17 protein-coding genes are annotated in these 14,454 nt (G+C 51.8%); 6 read left to right on the top strand and 11 right to left on the bottom strand.

All coding sequences use genetic code 11. From position 1 onward, the window contains the following. Window positions 1–1,524: 1,524 nt before the first annotated feature. From LQ229_RS08205 to LQ229_RS08220, 4 genes are all read right to left on the bottom strand, one after another. A complete protein-coding gene (locus LQ229_RS08205; RefSeq protein WP_230191396.1) occupies window positions 1,525–1,719 on the bottom strand; it encodes a hypothetical protein in 195 nt (64 codons plus the stop codon). A gap of 339 nt (window positions 1,720–2,058) precedes the next feature. Further along, the gene (locus tag LQ229_RS08210) at window positions 2,059–2,682 is read right to left on the bottom strand and encodes an MBL fold metallo-hydrolase (RefSeq protein ID WP_230191397.1); all 624 of its coding nucleotides are present in this window, start codon (window positions 2,680–2,682) and stop codon (window positions 2,059–2,061) included. 3 nt (window positions 2,683–2,685) lie between these two features. Next, complete coding sequence (locus LQ229_RS08215) at window positions 2,686–3,252, bottom strand: thioredoxin family protein (protein ID WP_216538636.1); 567 nt, start codon at window positions 3,250–3,252, stop codon at window positions 2,686–2,688. Beyond that, window positions 3,245–3,865, bottom strand: coding sequence for a DedA family protein (locus LQ229_RS08220; RefSeq protein ID WP_216538635.1), 621 nt, complete (start codon window positions 3,863–3,865; stop codon window positions 3,245–3,247). Before LQ229_RS08220 ends, LQ229_RS08215 begins: the two co-directional genes overlap by 8 nt. 217 nt (window positions 3,866–4,082) lie before the next feature. On the opposite strand from LQ229_RS08220, the gene LQ229_RS08225 reads away from it, so the two are divergent. Further along, window positions 4,083–4,511, top strand: a complete 429-nt coding sequence (locus LQ229_RS08225) for a cupredoxin domain-containing protein (protein WP_230191398.1) — start codon at window positions 4,083–4,085, stop codon at window positions 4,509–4,511. 64 nt (window positions 4,512–4,575) lie between these two features. Then, window positions 4,576–4,890, top strand: a complete 315-nt coding sequence (locus tag LQ229_RS08230; protein ID WP_216538633.1) for a dehydrogenase — start codon at window positions 4,576–4,578, stop codon at window positions 4,888–4,890. Window positions 4,891–5,294: 404 nt separating this feature from the next. Here the strand turns inward: LQ229_RS08230 and LQ229_RS08235 are convergent, their stop codons facing one another. The 3 genes from LQ229_RS08235 to LQ229_RS08245 all read right to left on the bottom strand — a co-directional run bounded on the left by LQ229_RS08235 (window position 5,295) and on the right by LQ229_RS08245 (window position 9,347). Continuing rightward, window positions 5,295–7,280 carry an O-antigen ligase family protein gene (locus LQ229_RS08235; RefSeq protein ID WP_230191399.1) on the bottom strand — a complete coding sequence of 662 codons (1,986 nt, stop codon included), beginning with the start codon at window positions 7,278–7,280 and terminating at the stop codon, window positions 5,295–5,297. A gap of 44 nt (window positions 7,281–7,324) precedes the next feature. Beyond that, window positions 7,325–8,026 (bottom strand): PilZ domain-containing protein, encoded by a 702-nt coding sequence (locus LQ229_RS08240; protein WP_216538631.1) that lies wholly within the window; start codon window positions 8,024–8,026, stop codon window positions 7,325–7,327. Between the two features lie 118 nt (window positions 8,027–8,144). Next, window positions 8,145–9,347: an SAM-dependent methyltransferase gene (locus LQ229_RS08245; RefSeq protein WP_216538630.1), complete on the bottom strand. Its 1,203-nt coding sequence runs from the start codon at window positions 9,345–9,347 to the stop codon at window positions 8,145–8,147. Window positions 9,348–9,558: 211 nt separating this feature from the next. On the opposite strand from LQ229_RS08245, the gene LQ229_RS08250 reads away from it, so the two are divergent. Both LQ229_RS08250 and LQ229_RS08255 read left to right on the top strand, forming a co-directional pair. Then, window positions 9,559–9,930, top strand: a complete 372-nt coding sequence (locus LQ229_RS08250) for a TM2 domain-containing protein (RefSeq protein ID WP_216538629.1) — start codon at window positions 9,559–9,561, stop codon at window positions 9,928–9,930. Between the two features lie 6 nt (window positions 9,931–9,936). Continuing rightward, window positions 9,937–10,353, top strand: coding sequence for a TM2 domain-containing protein (locus tag LQ229_RS08255; RefSeq protein WP_230191400.1), 417 nt, complete (start codon window positions 9,937–9,939; stop codon window positions 10,351–10,353). A 40-nt stretch (window positions 10,354–10,393) separates the two neighbouring features. On the opposite strand, the gene LQ229_RS08260 is transcribed toward LQ229_RS08255, so the two are convergent. Together LQ229_RS08260 and LQ229_RS08265 are read right to left on the bottom strand one after the other, a co-directional pair. After that, on the bottom strand, window positions 10,394–11,047 hold the full coding sequence (locus tag LQ229_RS08260) for a DUF6483 family protein (protein ID WP_230191401.1): 654 nt from the start codon (window positions 11,045–11,047) through the stop codon (window positions 10,394–10,396). Between the two features lie 51 nt (window positions 11,048–11,098). Next, on the bottom strand, window positions 11,099–11,917 hold the full coding sequence (locus tag LQ229_RS08265) for an alpha/beta fold hydrolase (protein WP_230191402.1): 819 nt from the start codon (window positions 11,915–11,917) through the stop codon (window positions 11,099–11,101). Between the two features lie 306 nt (window positions 11,918–12,223). On the opposite strand from LQ229_RS08265, the gene LQ229_RS27275 reads away from it, so the two are divergent. Next, on the top strand, window positions 12,224–12,319 hold the full coding sequence (locus LQ229_RS27275; protein ID WP_356710074.1) for a putative holin-like toxin: 96 nt from the start codon (window positions 12,224–12,226) through the stop codon (window positions 12,317–12,319). 127 nt (window positions 12,320–12,446) lie between these two features. On the opposite strand, the gene yyaC is transcribed toward LQ229_RS27275, so the two are convergent. Further along, on the bottom strand, window positions 12,447–12,992 hold the full coding sequence (gene yyaC / locus LQ229_RS08270) for a spore protease YyaC (protein WP_230191403.1): 546 nt from the start codon (window positions 12,990–12,992) through the stop codon (window positions 12,447–12,449). 148 nt (window positions 12,993–13,140) lie between these two features. Between yyaC and LQ229_RS08275 the strand changes: the two genes are divergently transcribed. After that, complete coding sequence (locus LQ229_RS08275; protein ID WP_216538626.1) at window positions 13,141–13,365, top strand: DUF1128 domain-containing protein; 225 nt, start codon at window positions 13,141–13,143, stop codon at window positions 13,363–13,365. A gap of 78 nt (window positions 13,366–13,443) precedes the next feature. Here LQ229_RS08275 and LQ229_RS08280 read toward each other — a convergent pair whose 3' ends face one another. Beyond that, the gene (locus LQ229_RS08280; protein ID WP_216538625.1) at window positions 13,444–14,451 is read right to left on the bottom strand and encodes an asparaginase; all 1,008 of its coding nucleotides are present in this window, start codon (window positions 14,449–14,451) and stop codon (window positions 13,444–13,446) included. Window positions 14,452–14,454: the final 3 nt, after the last annotated feature.

The raw sequence follows: 14,454 nt of genomic DNA on the forward strand, positions 1-14,454 counted from the left end.
TGGTAAAAACTCGATTTTTGAACTGGGTTTAGTTTGGTGTTGTCTTTTTTCCTGACTCATTGACCTGTTCCTTAAAGTAAATTTCCAATTCTCATGAATCAGGGGCTTGACATCTTACCGCTGGACTATTGTTTGTAAAGCGTAGCTTCCTGGTAACAACGTATGTAACAAAACTTGCTCCGGATGCATCTGCTCGATTTTTTCATCATTTGGGTCTCCTTCGATCCAACAGCCATCTGTTCATTGGATTTCATCCAACCAAAAAGACGAATTGTGATGTACGTATCTAGTTCTATTGGAAAACCTCCAATCATTTGGAACAGAATCGGGCAAATATGCCGTAATACGTGCAAATCCATTGGACGAAATCCAACCACACTATGCGAATTAGTTCAAATTCTGGAATCTCATTGGAAGAAATCCAATCTCCTCAGGGGAGCCTATCGCTCAGCAGAAACTCAACTTTCCATCTCTCACCGAGTGGAAGCCCAGTCCCCATCTATGGCATAGACTAAACAGAGCCTGCATCTCCTGCATAGCGGAAACCTGCCCTTAGCGTGCTCCGTATGCACCTGCTCAACTTCTTCCACTTTCGGGCCTACCTCGATCCAACAACCACTTTGTTCATTGGATTTCATCCAACCAAAAAGACGAATTGTTATGTACGTATCTAGTTCTATTGGAAAACCTCCAATCATTTGGAACAGAATCGGGCAAATATGCGGTAATACGTGCAAATCCATTGGACGAAATCCAACCACACTATGCGAATTAGTTCAAATTCTGGAATCTCATTGGAAGAAATCCAATCTCCTCAGGGGAGCCTATCGCTCAGCAGAAACTCAACTTTACATCTCTCACAGAGTGGAAGCCCAGTCCCCATCTATGGCATAGACTAAACAGAGCCTGCATCTCCTGCATAGCGGAAACCTGCCCTTAGCGTGCTCCGTATGCACCTGCTCAACTTCTTCAACATTCGGGTCTACTTCGATCCAACAGTCATCTGTTCATTGGATTTCATCCAACCAAAAAGACGAATTGTGATGTACGTATTTGATTTTATTGGAAAACGTCCAATCGTTTACAACAGAATCGGGTAAAAATGCGGTACTGCGTGCAAATCCATTGGACGAAATCCAACCACCTCTGCGAATTAGATCAAATTATGGAAATCCCATTGGAAGAAATCCAATCGCACAGAGGATCTTGTCGCACAGGAAGATCTTATCTCCTCAGCAGCCTATCGCTCAGAGGAAACTCAACTTTCCATCCCCGCACAACGAAAAACTAACCTTCATCCCCCCCACATAGCGGAATCCCAGCCTCTTTCCCTCCCCCGTTCAACGGGAGCACAAGCCTTCTTGCATAGGGGAACCTAAGCGCTCCTACCTTCGTTTTCAAGCATAAAAAACTAGCATCACCTCCACCCTTAAGCGCGCCTCTTCATACGTTCGTTTCCTTCGAAAACGGAAATTGTCCCCGAAAGAAAAAGACCCCCTCGTAAGGAGGGGGCGCTTTTCGCGGTCATCGCTGCGAGTTGCGATGAGTGAGCAGTCTGCGGTACCATGGTTGATCAATGCCGTCTTCGCGAATACGAACCCCATTCCAGGTCACCATCTTGAATGACGCTTCTTTTTTTTCCGTCTTGGCCTGGTCCAGTTGTCTGAATCGTTCGTCTAGTTGTCCCTGATCGAAATGGAAACTCAGCAAATCCTTCAACGAACCCTCCTCCTTATAACCGGATCGTAGAAAAAAAAGAACGCAAACCGGGAGCCTAATTCCACAGCTTGCGTGCTTCGCAACAAGTAAATATTGTTTAAGTTACTTGTTATATTACCAGATACTAAGTCTAAAGTCTATAAGAATATCGTCACATGTCATAAAATTGTCACATTTTGTTGAAACCCGGTACACTCCACCATTGCGAAACTTCATGACCTTACTCAGCCAGACCATGCCTCAAACTAGCACCTGCTTCAGGCCGGACCATACTTTTAGCCGGAGACGGTGAGAGCAGTCGAATGACGCTCCGCTTTGGCACACCGTACGCCCCGCTCATCAAACATACGGATTGTTGGCGCGCTCATAGCCGATCGTCGTCCGCGGACCGTGTCCGGGATAGACTTTCACGTCGTCGCTCAGGGCGAACAGCTTGTTATGTATGGAATCGTACAAATCAGTCTCTCGCCCTCCCGGCAAATCCGTACGTCCGACGGACATGCGGAACAGCACGTCGCCCGAGAACAAATCGTTCCCGCATAGGAAGCTGACGCTGCCCGGCGAATGGCCCGGCGTATGCATGACGGCAAACGTATGCCCGATCAGTTGCAACGTTTGCCTGTCGTCCAGCGCGTATTCGGCCGGATCGGTCGTTAACGGCGGTGACACTTGCGGCCACATGACCGATCCGTTCAGCTTCGGATTCGTCAGCCATTCCGCTTCCAAGTCGTGAATGTAGACCGGGCAGCCTTTCAGCTTGCGGACTTCGTCCACGCCGCCCATATGGTCGAAATGTGCGTGCGTCAGCAAGATCGCCTCTACTTCGATATCTTGAATGCGGCGGATTAACGCCGCGGGATTCATGCCCGGATCGATGACAATCGCTTTGTTCCGCTCCGGGTTCAATATTAAGTATGCATTCGTCTCGAGCGGTCCCAAGGAAAATGATTCGATCGTCAGCATACGTTACACCCCTGCCAGCAGTTCGCGAAGCTCTTGAATGATAACGGTTTGGTATCCCGTGCCTTCCCCGTATTTTTCGATCATCCGCTGACGGGCCACCTGGATGTTGTCGTTATAATCGGGCGCCTCCCGATCCGGATTCTCTTGCTTAAATTTGATCATGATCTCCTGCACTTCTTGCGGACGCGGTCCCCATTGGCCGAGCACGTAACCGCCCGTATCCGCAATAATGACGATCGGCACCGAACGGCCCCCCATCGTCAGGAATTGATCCATGAAATCCAAATGTTCTTCAAGAATGAACACTTCTGTCGGAATCCCCGCCGTTTTCATCGCGTGGAAAACGACCGGAACGTTGCGCACAACGTCGCCGCACCAATCCGCCATGAGGATCAAGCAACGCAAATCGTCGCGGTTGTTCAAGGATTCGAAAAACTCGCGGTCCTCCTCGTTTTGCCATGCGAACTGCTCGTGCCACGATAGAAACGTTTCTTTATTTTTTTGCATTCCATCGATAAACTGCTGTGGGCTGATACCCTTACCGAATTGATGCGATACGTTTTTACTCATCCTTATTCCCTCTCTTTCGTTGGTTCTTCGTAAATTTAATGACAAAATAAACGATCAACAGCGCAAGCGCGATTAAAATCGCAGGCTGTACATAAGGCGCCGCCTTCTCATGTATTTTATCCCATTGATCGCCAAGTTTCCAGCCGAGGTATACGAACAACAAAGACCACGGTATGGAAGCGAGAAGCGTCAGAATCGTAAATAATCCCAGCGGCATGCGCGTAATTCCCGCCGGAATCGAGATGACTTGTCTCATTACGGGAACGAACCGGGCCGTAAAGACGATTCCCGCCCCGTATTTTTCAAACCATCGCTCGGACAGATCCAGATGCTTCGGCTTGATTTTCAAATATTTCCCGAATTTCTCCAGAAACGGTCTTCCTCCGAAGCGGCCGATCGCATATAAAATCCATTGCTGGGCGACGGCCCCGATCGTACCGAATATAACAGCGCCGATAAAGCTGATTTGCCCGGTAGATACGAGGTATCCTCCATACGCCAGAACGATTTCGCTCGGAATCACTTCCAGCATTAGCCCGAGCACGATGCCGAAATAGCCCAGGCTTTGAACCCATTGAAACAATTGATCGATGATTTGGTGGATCAAATCCATTCCCGCTCTCTACCTCTCCTATAACGTATATGATTTCATTGTATTCTATCATACTTTGGGACATTCCTTCCATCGGAAGCCGCTGCGGGACGAGAAGTACAAGTCATGTCCTGACAAGCATTCGCATATCAATAAAGTAAAAATATGAATGAGGTGAGACGGTTGTCTAAAGTACTCATTATCGGCAAAAAAACAAATTCAATGGTTCGCCGTCGCGATGCTGGTGCTCATGGTTACGATCGCGTTTCTTCGTTGGGAGCAATCCCGTCCGGCTTCGACTCCGGTCGTGGAAGAGAGAGTTCTTCACATGGTGACGGGCGAATTCAAAACGAAGACGGCAAGCGGAGAAGAAATCGAAGTATACCGTTTCGACCCCGGCACCGTATTCGCGAACGAAGGAGAACATGTGAAGCTGAGCATATTCGGCGTGAACGGAGCTACCCATTCCTTCGTCATCGAAGGCTTGAACATACGCGGCGAAGTGCATAAAGGGAAGGAAACCGTCGTCGAATTTACAGCGAAGGAAGGCATTTACCGCATCGTTTGCCTGACGCATCCGGGCGGTTCCGGTCAAGCTCATGCCCATGACGGCAAACAAGCGTCGGTACAAACGCCGCCGATGATCGGCTATATCGTTGTCGACTAAATAACGCGGCCGTCGCTCATACGCCCCTGTCTGCATACATTGGATGGTAGAGGAGGCGGTGGGCATGGCATTTTCAAAGACGGAAAAGCATAACGAGAACCTTCCGACGGCGCGGAAAATCCGCCGGGCTTGCAACAAAGAACTGTATCGCACGGTCAAACGGCTAAAAATATGGATCGCTCCGGATCTCGTCCGGCAAGGCGAAGAAATGTATTACAAAAAGGTCATCGGGAATCTGGTCTGGATCGGGGAAAATAGCAGCAACCGCAAAGTGCTGGCGGATTGGTGGCATGACGAGGTGAGCGAGCCGCTGGCAGCGTTATGGGGCGTCGATCGCGAGCAGTTGTCGCAAGCGTTCCGTGAGGCGTTCGGAGGATAGGCAAGCGGAAATCGTTTTGAACGATAGTCCTTAATGAAGAGCAGCATTAGCTTTGCGCACATTAAACCTTCTAGCTGCAGCGCCATGAAAATATAGCGGATTTCCAAGGTCTTATTTTTCAAATTCAAGTCGATTTTTTGGAATTAACGGATTTTCGAACCGTTAACATGTCGCGATCTGCCTGAGAATCCTTGGTTTTGGGCAGTTTCGACAAAAATAAAGCCCTCAAAATCCGCTAATCCCGCCAAAACAGCATTATTTGATCAAATAAGGCCTCCAAAGTCCTTTAACTTTAGCTCATCTCTATCGGAATCAACGGCTTGGAACGCAGTGCAGTAAAATATTCAACGCAACGCTAATGGCAGAGCAGCCTGTATCGCGAAGCAAAGCTTCGCATACAGGCTTTATTCATGCGCCCTATCGGTTATTTGCCGCAAATTTGCGGCAGCCCGGCGCGCTTCCGGCCTCAAAACGAATTTGCGGCCGGTTGCATGCGGGGCCAAATTCGCATATTGCCGATAAGCTTCTTCATAATTGCGGTACAGGCCAAGCGCGCCCTGCGCCGTACGGAACGCCTGCTGCGCCTTCCCTTCGGCTGCCTGGCGAAAAGCAAGCCGCTCAAGCATTTGCAGCGCCTGAACTTGTTTGTCCGCATCGAACCGGTCGTATATGAGGGCGCGCCGCAAATAATAAACGGCGGCGTCTCCATCCTGTTCGCGGACATAGGCGGAACCGAGCTCCCAATTCAGTTTGCGGTCGTAAGGATCGTATTGCAATCCGCGCCGCAAAACGGTTACGGCCTGATCCGCGGGCAAGTGCTGCGCGAGAACGATCCGCGGCTCGCTCCAGTACGGATTCCAACGCAGCGCCGTTTCAAGCGGCAAACCGGCATGCGCGCTCCAAGCCGCCGCGGCAAACCGCACGGAATACGCTCCGGCCATGCAAATAGACAGCATCAGGACGACAGGAAATACATAGCGCAATGCATACTTTGCCTCAAAACGATGACGGACGCCCCTCCCGGCCGCTTCGTTCGAACGCAATCCCATTACGATCAAATAGCAGATCATCAGTCCGACAAAACCGAAGGACAGGTCGAAGTCAACCGCACTGTGCCCGAACAGGACGAGCAGAGGGGGCAGGAACGCGCGGTTCGTTTGCCAAATTCGCCATAAGCATATGGCGATAAGCGCGATAAACGGAACGAAGCCAAGCGCGCCTAAATCGAGCAATATTTCCAAATAGCCGCTATGCACTTCGCTGCCGACGTAAGGCTCGCTTCGATATTGGCGGAACAGCGCGCCCCAACTGCCGCCGCCGAAACCGTAGACAGGCGAATCGCGAAATATGCGGAGCGCATCCGCATAAAACAGGCCGCGTGCGCCTACGGTAGCGAAGTTGCCGGTTAGACGGCCGTGAGCGGCGCCTAATACGAACGCCAAGCACGCAGCGAAGCTCGCCGTAATGGCGATCCAGGAAACGGCGATCGCAAAGTAACGTCGTTCCGTCTGCGCACGGTGATTCATTCGCCATAGTACCTTTCCGAGCAGAAGGGCGGCCGCCCATAACGCAACAAAGGCGATACATGCGAAAACCGGCTGTTCTTGACGGACGGCATACGCAAGCATGAGACGGTAAGCGCCGGCGGCAAAGCCGCCATACACGGCGGCGTATACCGCGAAAGCGAGCGTGCGTCCGCGCCCCGCGCATACGAGCCCGGCAACCAGGCCGGCCGCGAGCGCCAACCATGCGCCGCGCGATTCCGTCAGCAGCAGCGAGGCAAGCTGCGGCATCACCGGCAGCGATGCGAGCAGAAACGCTCCCTGCGTCCGGGCGCGCACGGCCGCGATGAGCTGATAAAGCGCAAACGCCCCCATAACGGCGCCGAACGTATTGGCATATTGGAAGAAGCCGGCCAGACGAACGCCCGCCGCCGACAATTGCTCGTCCTCCGTTACCATAAGCAGTTCCGGAAAATGGAATAGGCCGAAAAAGCCGGCCAACGCCCCCAATCCGAGAAAAACGCCTATCGATTGAAACGCGTAATGATAGGGCATCATGTCGTCCCTCTTCCGCGCAATGGCGGCGAACAGCATCAAAAAACTGCCGTATGCGCACCAGCGCAGCATTTGGTCGATCGTCCCCTTCACCGATGCCGCTCCGAGCATAAGCGGAATGGCATACAGCAAACCGATCGCGAAAGGAGCGCACGCCCATCCGGGGATATCGGGCGATCTCCGCGACAGGAGGCGATATGCGATGAATGCGGCGGCTAACAGAAACAAGGCGATCTGAAACGGATAGAACGATTCGTCGAAGAACAGCCCCGAGCGGAAAGCGCCCGCCATGCCAACGATAGCGAATACGGCCGCCCCTCCCCATCCCGCCATCGATCTTAAAGTAACATTATTTTCCCCTTTCGTATTGAATTCGGTCACTTGAATTCGCGCTGCTTCAACAGTTCGCCTCTGAACTTCGCGTGGTTCTCAATCTGTTGCTTCAGGATGAAGGCCCGCAGGTTGCGGATATGCTCCGGGCTCAAACCGATAAATTCCGCGCCGTAATAGTTGCCCTCTTCCCAGTATTCTTCGCGTACTACCCTCAATTCGCAAGGAAGCGGAAATCCGAGTTCCAGGCTGCCGTGCAATGTCGTGCCGATGCGGAAAGTGTTCTTCGTATCGAAAACGATGCCGACCCCTTGCAAAGAAATATTTTTGAGCGCGAAAGGAAGCTCCTCCTCGTAATATCGAACGTTCCCGTTTGCCACCACCGTATGTATGGACCCCGTCTGTTTCGTGTCCACGCGCGGAGACTGTCGTTTGTCTTCGAATTGCAGCTGATGGCTCGGCGGATGAAGAACCATGATCGACCCTTCGTATTTGCCGATGACTGTCGTTTGCAGCACATGGATCCCGGCCGGGGAGTATATCGTAATTTTTACCGGCTCGCCCAATTGGAAATCTTTATATTCCGAGATTTCAATTTCCAGAAGATCGCCCTCGCTATGCATCAATATGCCGGTAGATACATAGTCCTTTCGTTCTACAACCGTCCTGCTGTGAATAAGTACTTTGGAATTGACGGATGGTCTGTCGCTTCCATATAAACCGTTTGGATTTGCGTTTGCTCCAGCCAAGGCATGCCTTGCCTCCTCTATCGAAATTTGTCTCCATGGTGTCGAACATGCTGTTTGACAAGTGCTTCTATTTTACCACATTCAACTTTTCCCCAACAATAATTAGGATGAAAGAACGTCAGGTTGGGATGGGCAAAAGGTCTTGGCATACTCTCTCCAGGTACGGCGCAATGTGCAGCGTGTCGCGGAACGCGGCATATTCCGCATAGGCGGCCGACCGGCTCTCCCGATCCGCGGAGGCGGATTTGACCGCGCGAATCATAATATTTTTGGGCGTATGCTCCAAATCGATAAATTCGAGGAGCTGCGTCTTGTAGCCCATAACGTCAAGCAATTTGGCGCGGACGGCGTCGGTCGCGAGCGCCGCGAATCGCTCCTTCAAAATACCGTGCGACAGCAGCGGCTCCAACTGCGGATTGGATACTTGCCGATAAAGCTCGTGCTGGCAGCATGGAACCGACATAATGACGCCCGCGTTCCAGCGAACCGCTTTTTCAAGCGCCGCATCGGTCGCGATATCGCAAGCATGCAGCGTGACGACCATATCGACCTGCTCCAGTTCGTCGTACTCGGCGATATCGCCGATCAGAAACCGCAGACGATCGTATCCGAGCCGCTCCGCAAGCTGGCTGCAGTCCCGTATGACATCGGCCTTGAGATCCAGCCCGATCACTTGCAGCGAACGTTTCTGCTCAATCGCGAGCAAATGGTATAAGGCAAACGTCAAGTAAGATTTCCCGCAGCCGAAATCGACGATCGTGACCGTCCGGTCTTGCGGCAAATGCGCCGCGACATCCTGGATCATTTCGAGGAAACGGTTGATCTGCTTGAATTTATCGTATTTTTTCGCGAGCACTTTTCCCTCTTGGTTCATAATGCCAAGCTCGACAAGAAACGGCACCGGCTTCCCTTCCTCCAGAATATAGCGCTTCTTGCGGTTATGCGCCAAATCCGCGTGCCCCGCCTTGGCCTTCTGCTGCTTTCGCAAAACGGCCAATTTATCTTTTTTGCTGATCAAAATTTGATATTCCGTCGAAACGGTGCGAACGAGCGCTTGCCGGAAAGATTGTTTCAAAAGCTTGACCGTATGCGCGGCGGCCTGCTCGCCCTCGATATTTTCATGCGTCACTTTATTGCTGTAATGATAAGTGAACTGGACATGCAGCTTGTTCCGAAGCTCCACCGGTTTCAGCGTCACCTTCGCATAACCTTCCGGATCCTTGCGCCGCATTTGACTTAACGTTGCCGTAATGAATTCGCCTTGAGCAATTGCGTCCGAGAGCAGCTCGCACACCGTTTCGTAGTTTTCTATGTTTGCCATTGCCGTTACACGCTCCAAATTTTTGTAATGTCCGATCCCCTCTATAACATACAATACATCAATTGTAATCCATCTGAAAAAGGTTGTAAAAACTTTGTGAAAGCTTGTTTGATGTTGCGATTATGTGAATAAATTGTGAAAAAATATATTGACGGAATGCCTGTTCCCGCTTATATTAACTTCTAGTGAAGAAAATGGAGGAGGAAAATCAATGGATTACAATTTCCAGGCCAAAGCGCAACTGGATGCAAGAGAATTGCTCTTATTGGAATCGGAAGTGAAAAACGCCGGCAAAAACATGGTGATCGCCTATGTATTATGGTATTTTCTAGGCATATTCGGTGCTCACCGTTTTTATATGGGCAAAACAGGTTCCGCCATCGCGCAATTGATCTTGTCCATTACGTTTATCGGCCTGATCGTTACTTCGATTTGGTGGATCGTCGATGCATTCCTGGTACACACTTGGGTGAAAGAGCATAACCGTCAAATCGAAACTCGCGTGCTGCACGATATTCTTGCCAGCAAAGGCTATCAGACGTACGACAATATGAACGGAGCCGGCTATATGCCGAACATGTAATGCAAGATGATGTATAGTAAAAAAGACCTTGATATTACCGAATTGCTGCTGCTTAATTCGGAGCTGCGCGACCGGGAAAAATCACTGGCCATCGCTTATTTGATGTTAATCGGCGGCCATTTGGGCATTCACCGCTTCTACTTAAAGAGATACGCCTCGGGCATCGGGCAAATTGTGCTCACCGCTTTGACCGTATTCTTCTATCTTATGGGTATCGCTTCGAGCGTTTTTTCGGAAGGGCTGTCGATCTTTTTCCTCTTATTATGCGTACTGTTCGCGTTTGCCATATTCGTGTGGATTATCGTGGACCTGTTTCTCGTCCCGGGGATGATCCGGGAATGGAACGCGCAATTGGAACAACAGCTTTTGCATCAAATTATTAGCCATCGATCCGCGAGGCAACAATCGGATTTTCCGCTATAACCGAAACATAAAGGATAAGGCTTAACCTGCTTAAGCAAGGTTAAGCCTTTATATATTGGCGAAATTGGTTCAGTCCCATCTCCACTTCGCCGCGCGGCAAACCGCCCCGTTCCAGTTCATCGTCGTCACGCGACAACAGCCGTTCGTAGAAGGTTAACCCCGCTTCCGCCACATCTTCCTTTCGATCCAGCAATTCGAACAGGATATCCTCCGCTTTGGCAAACTGTCCCCGCTGCTCGTAATAGGCCAGCAACAATCGCTGCACCTGCGCAGGCAGCAAGTACATGCGCAGTTCCGCAACAAGGCGCTCGATTTCCTTATTCGTGGGGAATAATTTGGCGTCCGCGCCGTGAAGGGCGCTATAGACGAACAGATGCAGCGCTTTGACCTGGCGCGGGACGCTTTCCTCCATCTTGCCCATTTCCCGGTAGATCTCCCCTTCCTCCTTCAACAAGGCGGCGATACATTGCAATTGCTCGGTTTCCGGAACGCCGTTAGTCGTAAACATTCCGATCAGATCTTCGGGGGGCATGGATCGCGCCAGCCTGCCGTTCAGGCGGAACAGCCGCAAATATTGCTCGTCGATCTCCCATAGCGCTTCCGTATGTTTATTTTCTCTTCTTAAACCCGATACGCGCCCGATAAACTGCGCCATTTGTTCGATCATGCGCATAATATAATCGCGGGTATACATAGTGCGTCGTACCTCCTCATCCTCGTTAATAAGGGCGCCAACATAGCCCGGTTACGATTCGGGAGCGGAGCCTCTCTCTTCCTTGATGGCGTCCAAATACGCGGCCATGACGGACACGAGCGCGTCCGGCGCCTCCATCATGCTCATATGGCCGGCGCCCGAAATCGTCGCCTGCGACACATTAGGCCCTGCAGCCGTAAACGTTCGTTCCGGAGGAACGATCTGATCGCGCTCGCCCGCCACGAGCAATATCGGGGGCTCCAGTTCCGCCAATACGCGATTGCGGTCGGGGCGCTCGCGCATCGCGAGGCTCGCGCCTATCGCCCCTTGCGGCGGCGTCGCATACCCGATCTCCTTCGCGCGAAGAACCCGGTCGGCCATGGAATCGACATGTTCCGGCGCGAACAGCTTGGGAACGAGCCCGTCTACGAACGCGCCGATTCCATCCGTCCGGATCGTCCGAACGGCCTTCAGCCGATTTTCCTTCGCCTGCTCTCCGTCCGGATAAGCGGTGGAATGGACAAGCGAGAAGCCGCGCAATCGCCCGGGATGCCGCTCGGCTAACGCAAGCGCGATGTATCCGCCCAGCGAGTGGCCGAACGGCACCGCACGCTCCACGCGCAAATGATCCAGCAGAGCGGCGATGTCATCCGCCATCTCCTCGATCGTATATGGGCCTTCCGGAGCAAACGACGCTCCGTGGCCGCGCAAATCCGGGGCAATGACACGGTATGACCGCGCAAGCAGCGGCAACGCTTCGCTCCAGTAGGAAGAACTTCCGCAAAATCCATGCAGCAGTACGATCGGCAGTCCGCTGCCTTGGTCGATATAGGCTATTTTTCGGCCCGATTCGTCCTGAAAATACTCCATATTATGCAACCGCCTTTCCTTTTTCGGTCCAAACTTCGTTTCTATATTTATTAGGATATCAAAAACATAAGGAAAAATCCTCCGATTCGGCGTTGTCGTTCCAAATTCGGCTCGAATCGAGTAATTTTTTTCATTTTCATGCATAGGTTTCGTCTAGTGATCGCATCGAAAACATAGAATAAAGTATAGGCGCTACAATTCGTCACTTGCTGCACGCAGAAACGCAAAAATCCGATTTCCGGCAAACGATGCTGCAACGCTTCCGCAATATTTTTCATGAATGAAAAATGTGAGGAGGTGATAGTGATGGAACTGTTCCAAGTTTTTTTTGCCTCGAGCATGTTCATTATTGCGCTCATTCAGCTCATTGTTCGGCTGATCGACCGCGACGGCAAAAAATAATCCGCGCCTGTGGGGAAGGAGCGGATTAAGTATGGTGTATGTTCGCTTTGGTTGTCTAGTATCGGAGTGAGTTTCTCACTCCGCTTTTTATTTTATCGGATGTTCGGAAGGAATACAATGAATTTTTTCACAATTTTTCCACTTCGAAACCGTCCTTAGCCGCATCGGCGATTTGCTCCGCCATTTGCATGACATGATAGAGCGATGTCGCTTGCAGCGTCCAGTAGGCTTTCGGTCCGTTTGCGTTGACGACGCCAGCCACGCTGTACCGGCCGACGGCAGGCAAGTTCCCTCCCACCGATTCTGCGGGGCGAAGGGGCTCTTCGGAAACGAGAAAGCTGCCGACCGAGGACGGATGGCCGAGGCAAGCGTCCACGGCGATCGTCACCTTGCCTGTCGGGATCGCGCTCAGCCGATCCTCCAAATTGGATGCATCGCAAGGGCTCGCAAGCGTTCCGATCACATGCGGGAATCCGCGCTGCTCCAAATAGGTGCCGACCAGCGGCCCCAACGCGTCGCCCGTAGAACGGTCGGTTCCGATACAGACGAATACGATGTCTTCGCGGCGATGAAAGCCGGCAATATGTCGGAAAAAGCCGGCAAGCCCGGCGGCGGACAGTTTGCGGCGGGACGGCGGCTTCACGCCTTCCGTCCGGGATGATGGCAACGACACGGTTTTACGCTCCCCTCATGCGAATGATGATTCGATTGTACCTTACCCGAAAAATAAAGTGCAAGGCATTTGCCGGGAATCGTGTTACAATACATAAGGACAAGTATGATAATGAATGTGAAGCAGATTGACGGAAGGGATGATTCGTTTGGATTTAACGAAACCGACGCAAGAAAACGTAGAGTATATGATTGAAACGATCAAATCGAAATTAAAAATGGCTACGGCCGCCGCCATGCAAGCATCGGCTTTTTCGACCGAACAGTACGAGGAAATTCAGGAATTGTACGAAATCGTAAACAGCAAATCGAACTTCAGCATTAGCGAAGTCGAAGCGCTCGTATCCGAGCTCGGCAAGCTGCGCAAAGAGTAATCATACAAAAAGAAGCAAGCCGCATCCCACCGTACGTCGCGAGCGCGAAAACGGGGATGCGGCTTGTCGTTATAAGTCCTAGTCGATCCGCGCCAAGCGGAAGGCGGCTTTGCTAATTCCTACCGCGTCCCCGGCATCGTTGCGTATTTCCGGCGGAAACCGTTCGTAAATGCGCTCGATCGTGCTCTTATTTGCATACTGAATCTGTTCCAATATCGACACCGCGATACGGGCCGCCTCTTCGTCCGAGCCGTCCAGCACTTTAAACGCGAATCCGAGCCGTTCGTTGCGAAGACTGAAGCCGAATATGCCTTTAAATCCGCCTTTGGCGATAATATTCGGATCCTCGAGCAGCGTCGAATCGATCCGCCCCGTTCCGCCGACCAATTCCGGATACGCATGCATCGCTTTCGTAATGCGCACGACCGCTTCGCGCGTCTCGGCGTCGGCAATCGTCTCGGGACAGGCCAATTTAAGATAGGCGTATGCCAAATGTTTGAGGGGCATAGCGTACACGGGAAATCCGCAGCCGTCCGTTCCCGCTCCCATCCGTTCGACCGGGCAATCGGCCATGTCGGATAATGTACGTAAAATTTCTTGTTGCACAGGATGCCCGGGATCGCAATAATTGTCTATCGGATATTGTAATAACTTGCAGAGGGCGAGCGCGCCGAAATGCTTGCCCGCACAATTATGATACAATCGCCGTTTGGCGCCTTGGTCGCGAATGAGCCGTTCGCGCGCACCCGAGTGTAAAGGATAGGCCGGCAAACATACTAACCGCTCTTCGTCGAGACCGGCCTTGCTTGCCATCCCCTCGAGCGTCTCCACATGAAACGGCTCGCCGCGATGGGACGACGTCATAAGCGCGATCGCGCGTTCGTCCCATTCAAAAGCTTCGACGATCCCGCGCTTGATTGCGGGTATCGCCTGAAACGGCTTGCCCGCGGAACGCAAATAGGCGACATAGTCCGCATCGCCTAACTGATAACGCAAAGCGCCGTCGAGCCCGACGCCGCAAATATGTCCTCTGTGGACGCATTCTACAATCGGGCCGCGATATTCTTCCACCAATATTTGTTCCACCCT

The sequence above is a fragment of the Paenibacillus sp. CECT 9249 genome (assembly GCF_918697855.1).
Taxonomy (GTDB): Bacteria; Bacillota; Bacilli; order Paenibacillales; family Paenibacillaceae; genus MSJ-34.

Excerpts from the sequence above, each read along its gene's own strand:
- LQ229_RS08210 (WP_230191397.1), bottom strand. The coding sequence starts at position 2,682 with ATGCTGACGATCGAATCATTTTCCTTGGGACCGCTCGAGACGAATGCA.
- LQ229_RS08215 (WP_216538636.1), bottom strand. The coding sequence starts at position 3,252 with ATGAGTAAAAACGTATCGCATCAATTCGGTAAGGGTATCAGCCCACAG.
- LQ229_RS08220 (WP_216538635.1), bottom strand. The coding sequence starts at position 3,865 with ATGGATTTGATCCACCAAATCATCGATCAATTGTTTCAATGGGTTCAA.
- LQ229_RS08225 (WP_230191398.1), top strand. The coding sequence starts at position 4,083 with ATGCTGGTGCTCATGGTTACGATCGCGTTTCTTCGTTGGGAGCAATCC.
- LQ229_RS08230 (WP_216538633.1), top strand. The coding sequence starts at position 4,576 with ATGGCATTTTCAAAGACGGAAAAGCATAACGAGAACCTTCCGACGGCG.
- LQ229_RS08235 (WP_230191399.1), bottom strand. The coding sequence starts at position 7,280 with ATGGCGGGATGGGGAGGGGCGGCCGTATTCGCTATCGTTGGCATGGCG.
- LQ229_RS08245 (WP_216538630.1), bottom strand. The coding sequence starts at position 9,347 with ATGGCAAACATAGAAAACTACGAAACGGTGTGCGAGCTGCTCTCGGAC.
- LQ229_RS08250 (WP_216538629.1), top strand. The coding sequence starts at position 9,559 with ATGGATTACAATTTCCAGGCCAAAGCGCAACTGGATGCAAGAGAATTG.
- LQ229_RS08255 (WP_230191400.1), top strand. The coding sequence starts at position 9,937 with ATGATGTATAGTAAAAAAGACCTTGATATTACCGAATTGCTGCTGCTT.
- LQ229_RS08260 (WP_230191401.1), bottom strand. The coding sequence starts at position 11,047 with ATGTATACCCGCGATTATATTATGCGCATGATCGAACAAATGGCGCAG.
- LQ229_RS08265 (WP_230191402.1), bottom strand. The coding sequence starts at position 11,917 with ATGGAGTATTTTCAGGACGAATCGGGCCGAAAAATAGCCTATATCGAC.
- LQ229_RS27275 (WP_356710074.1), top strand. The coding sequence starts at position 12,224 with ATGGAACTGTTCCAAGTTTTTTTTGCCTCGAGCATGTTCATTATTGCG.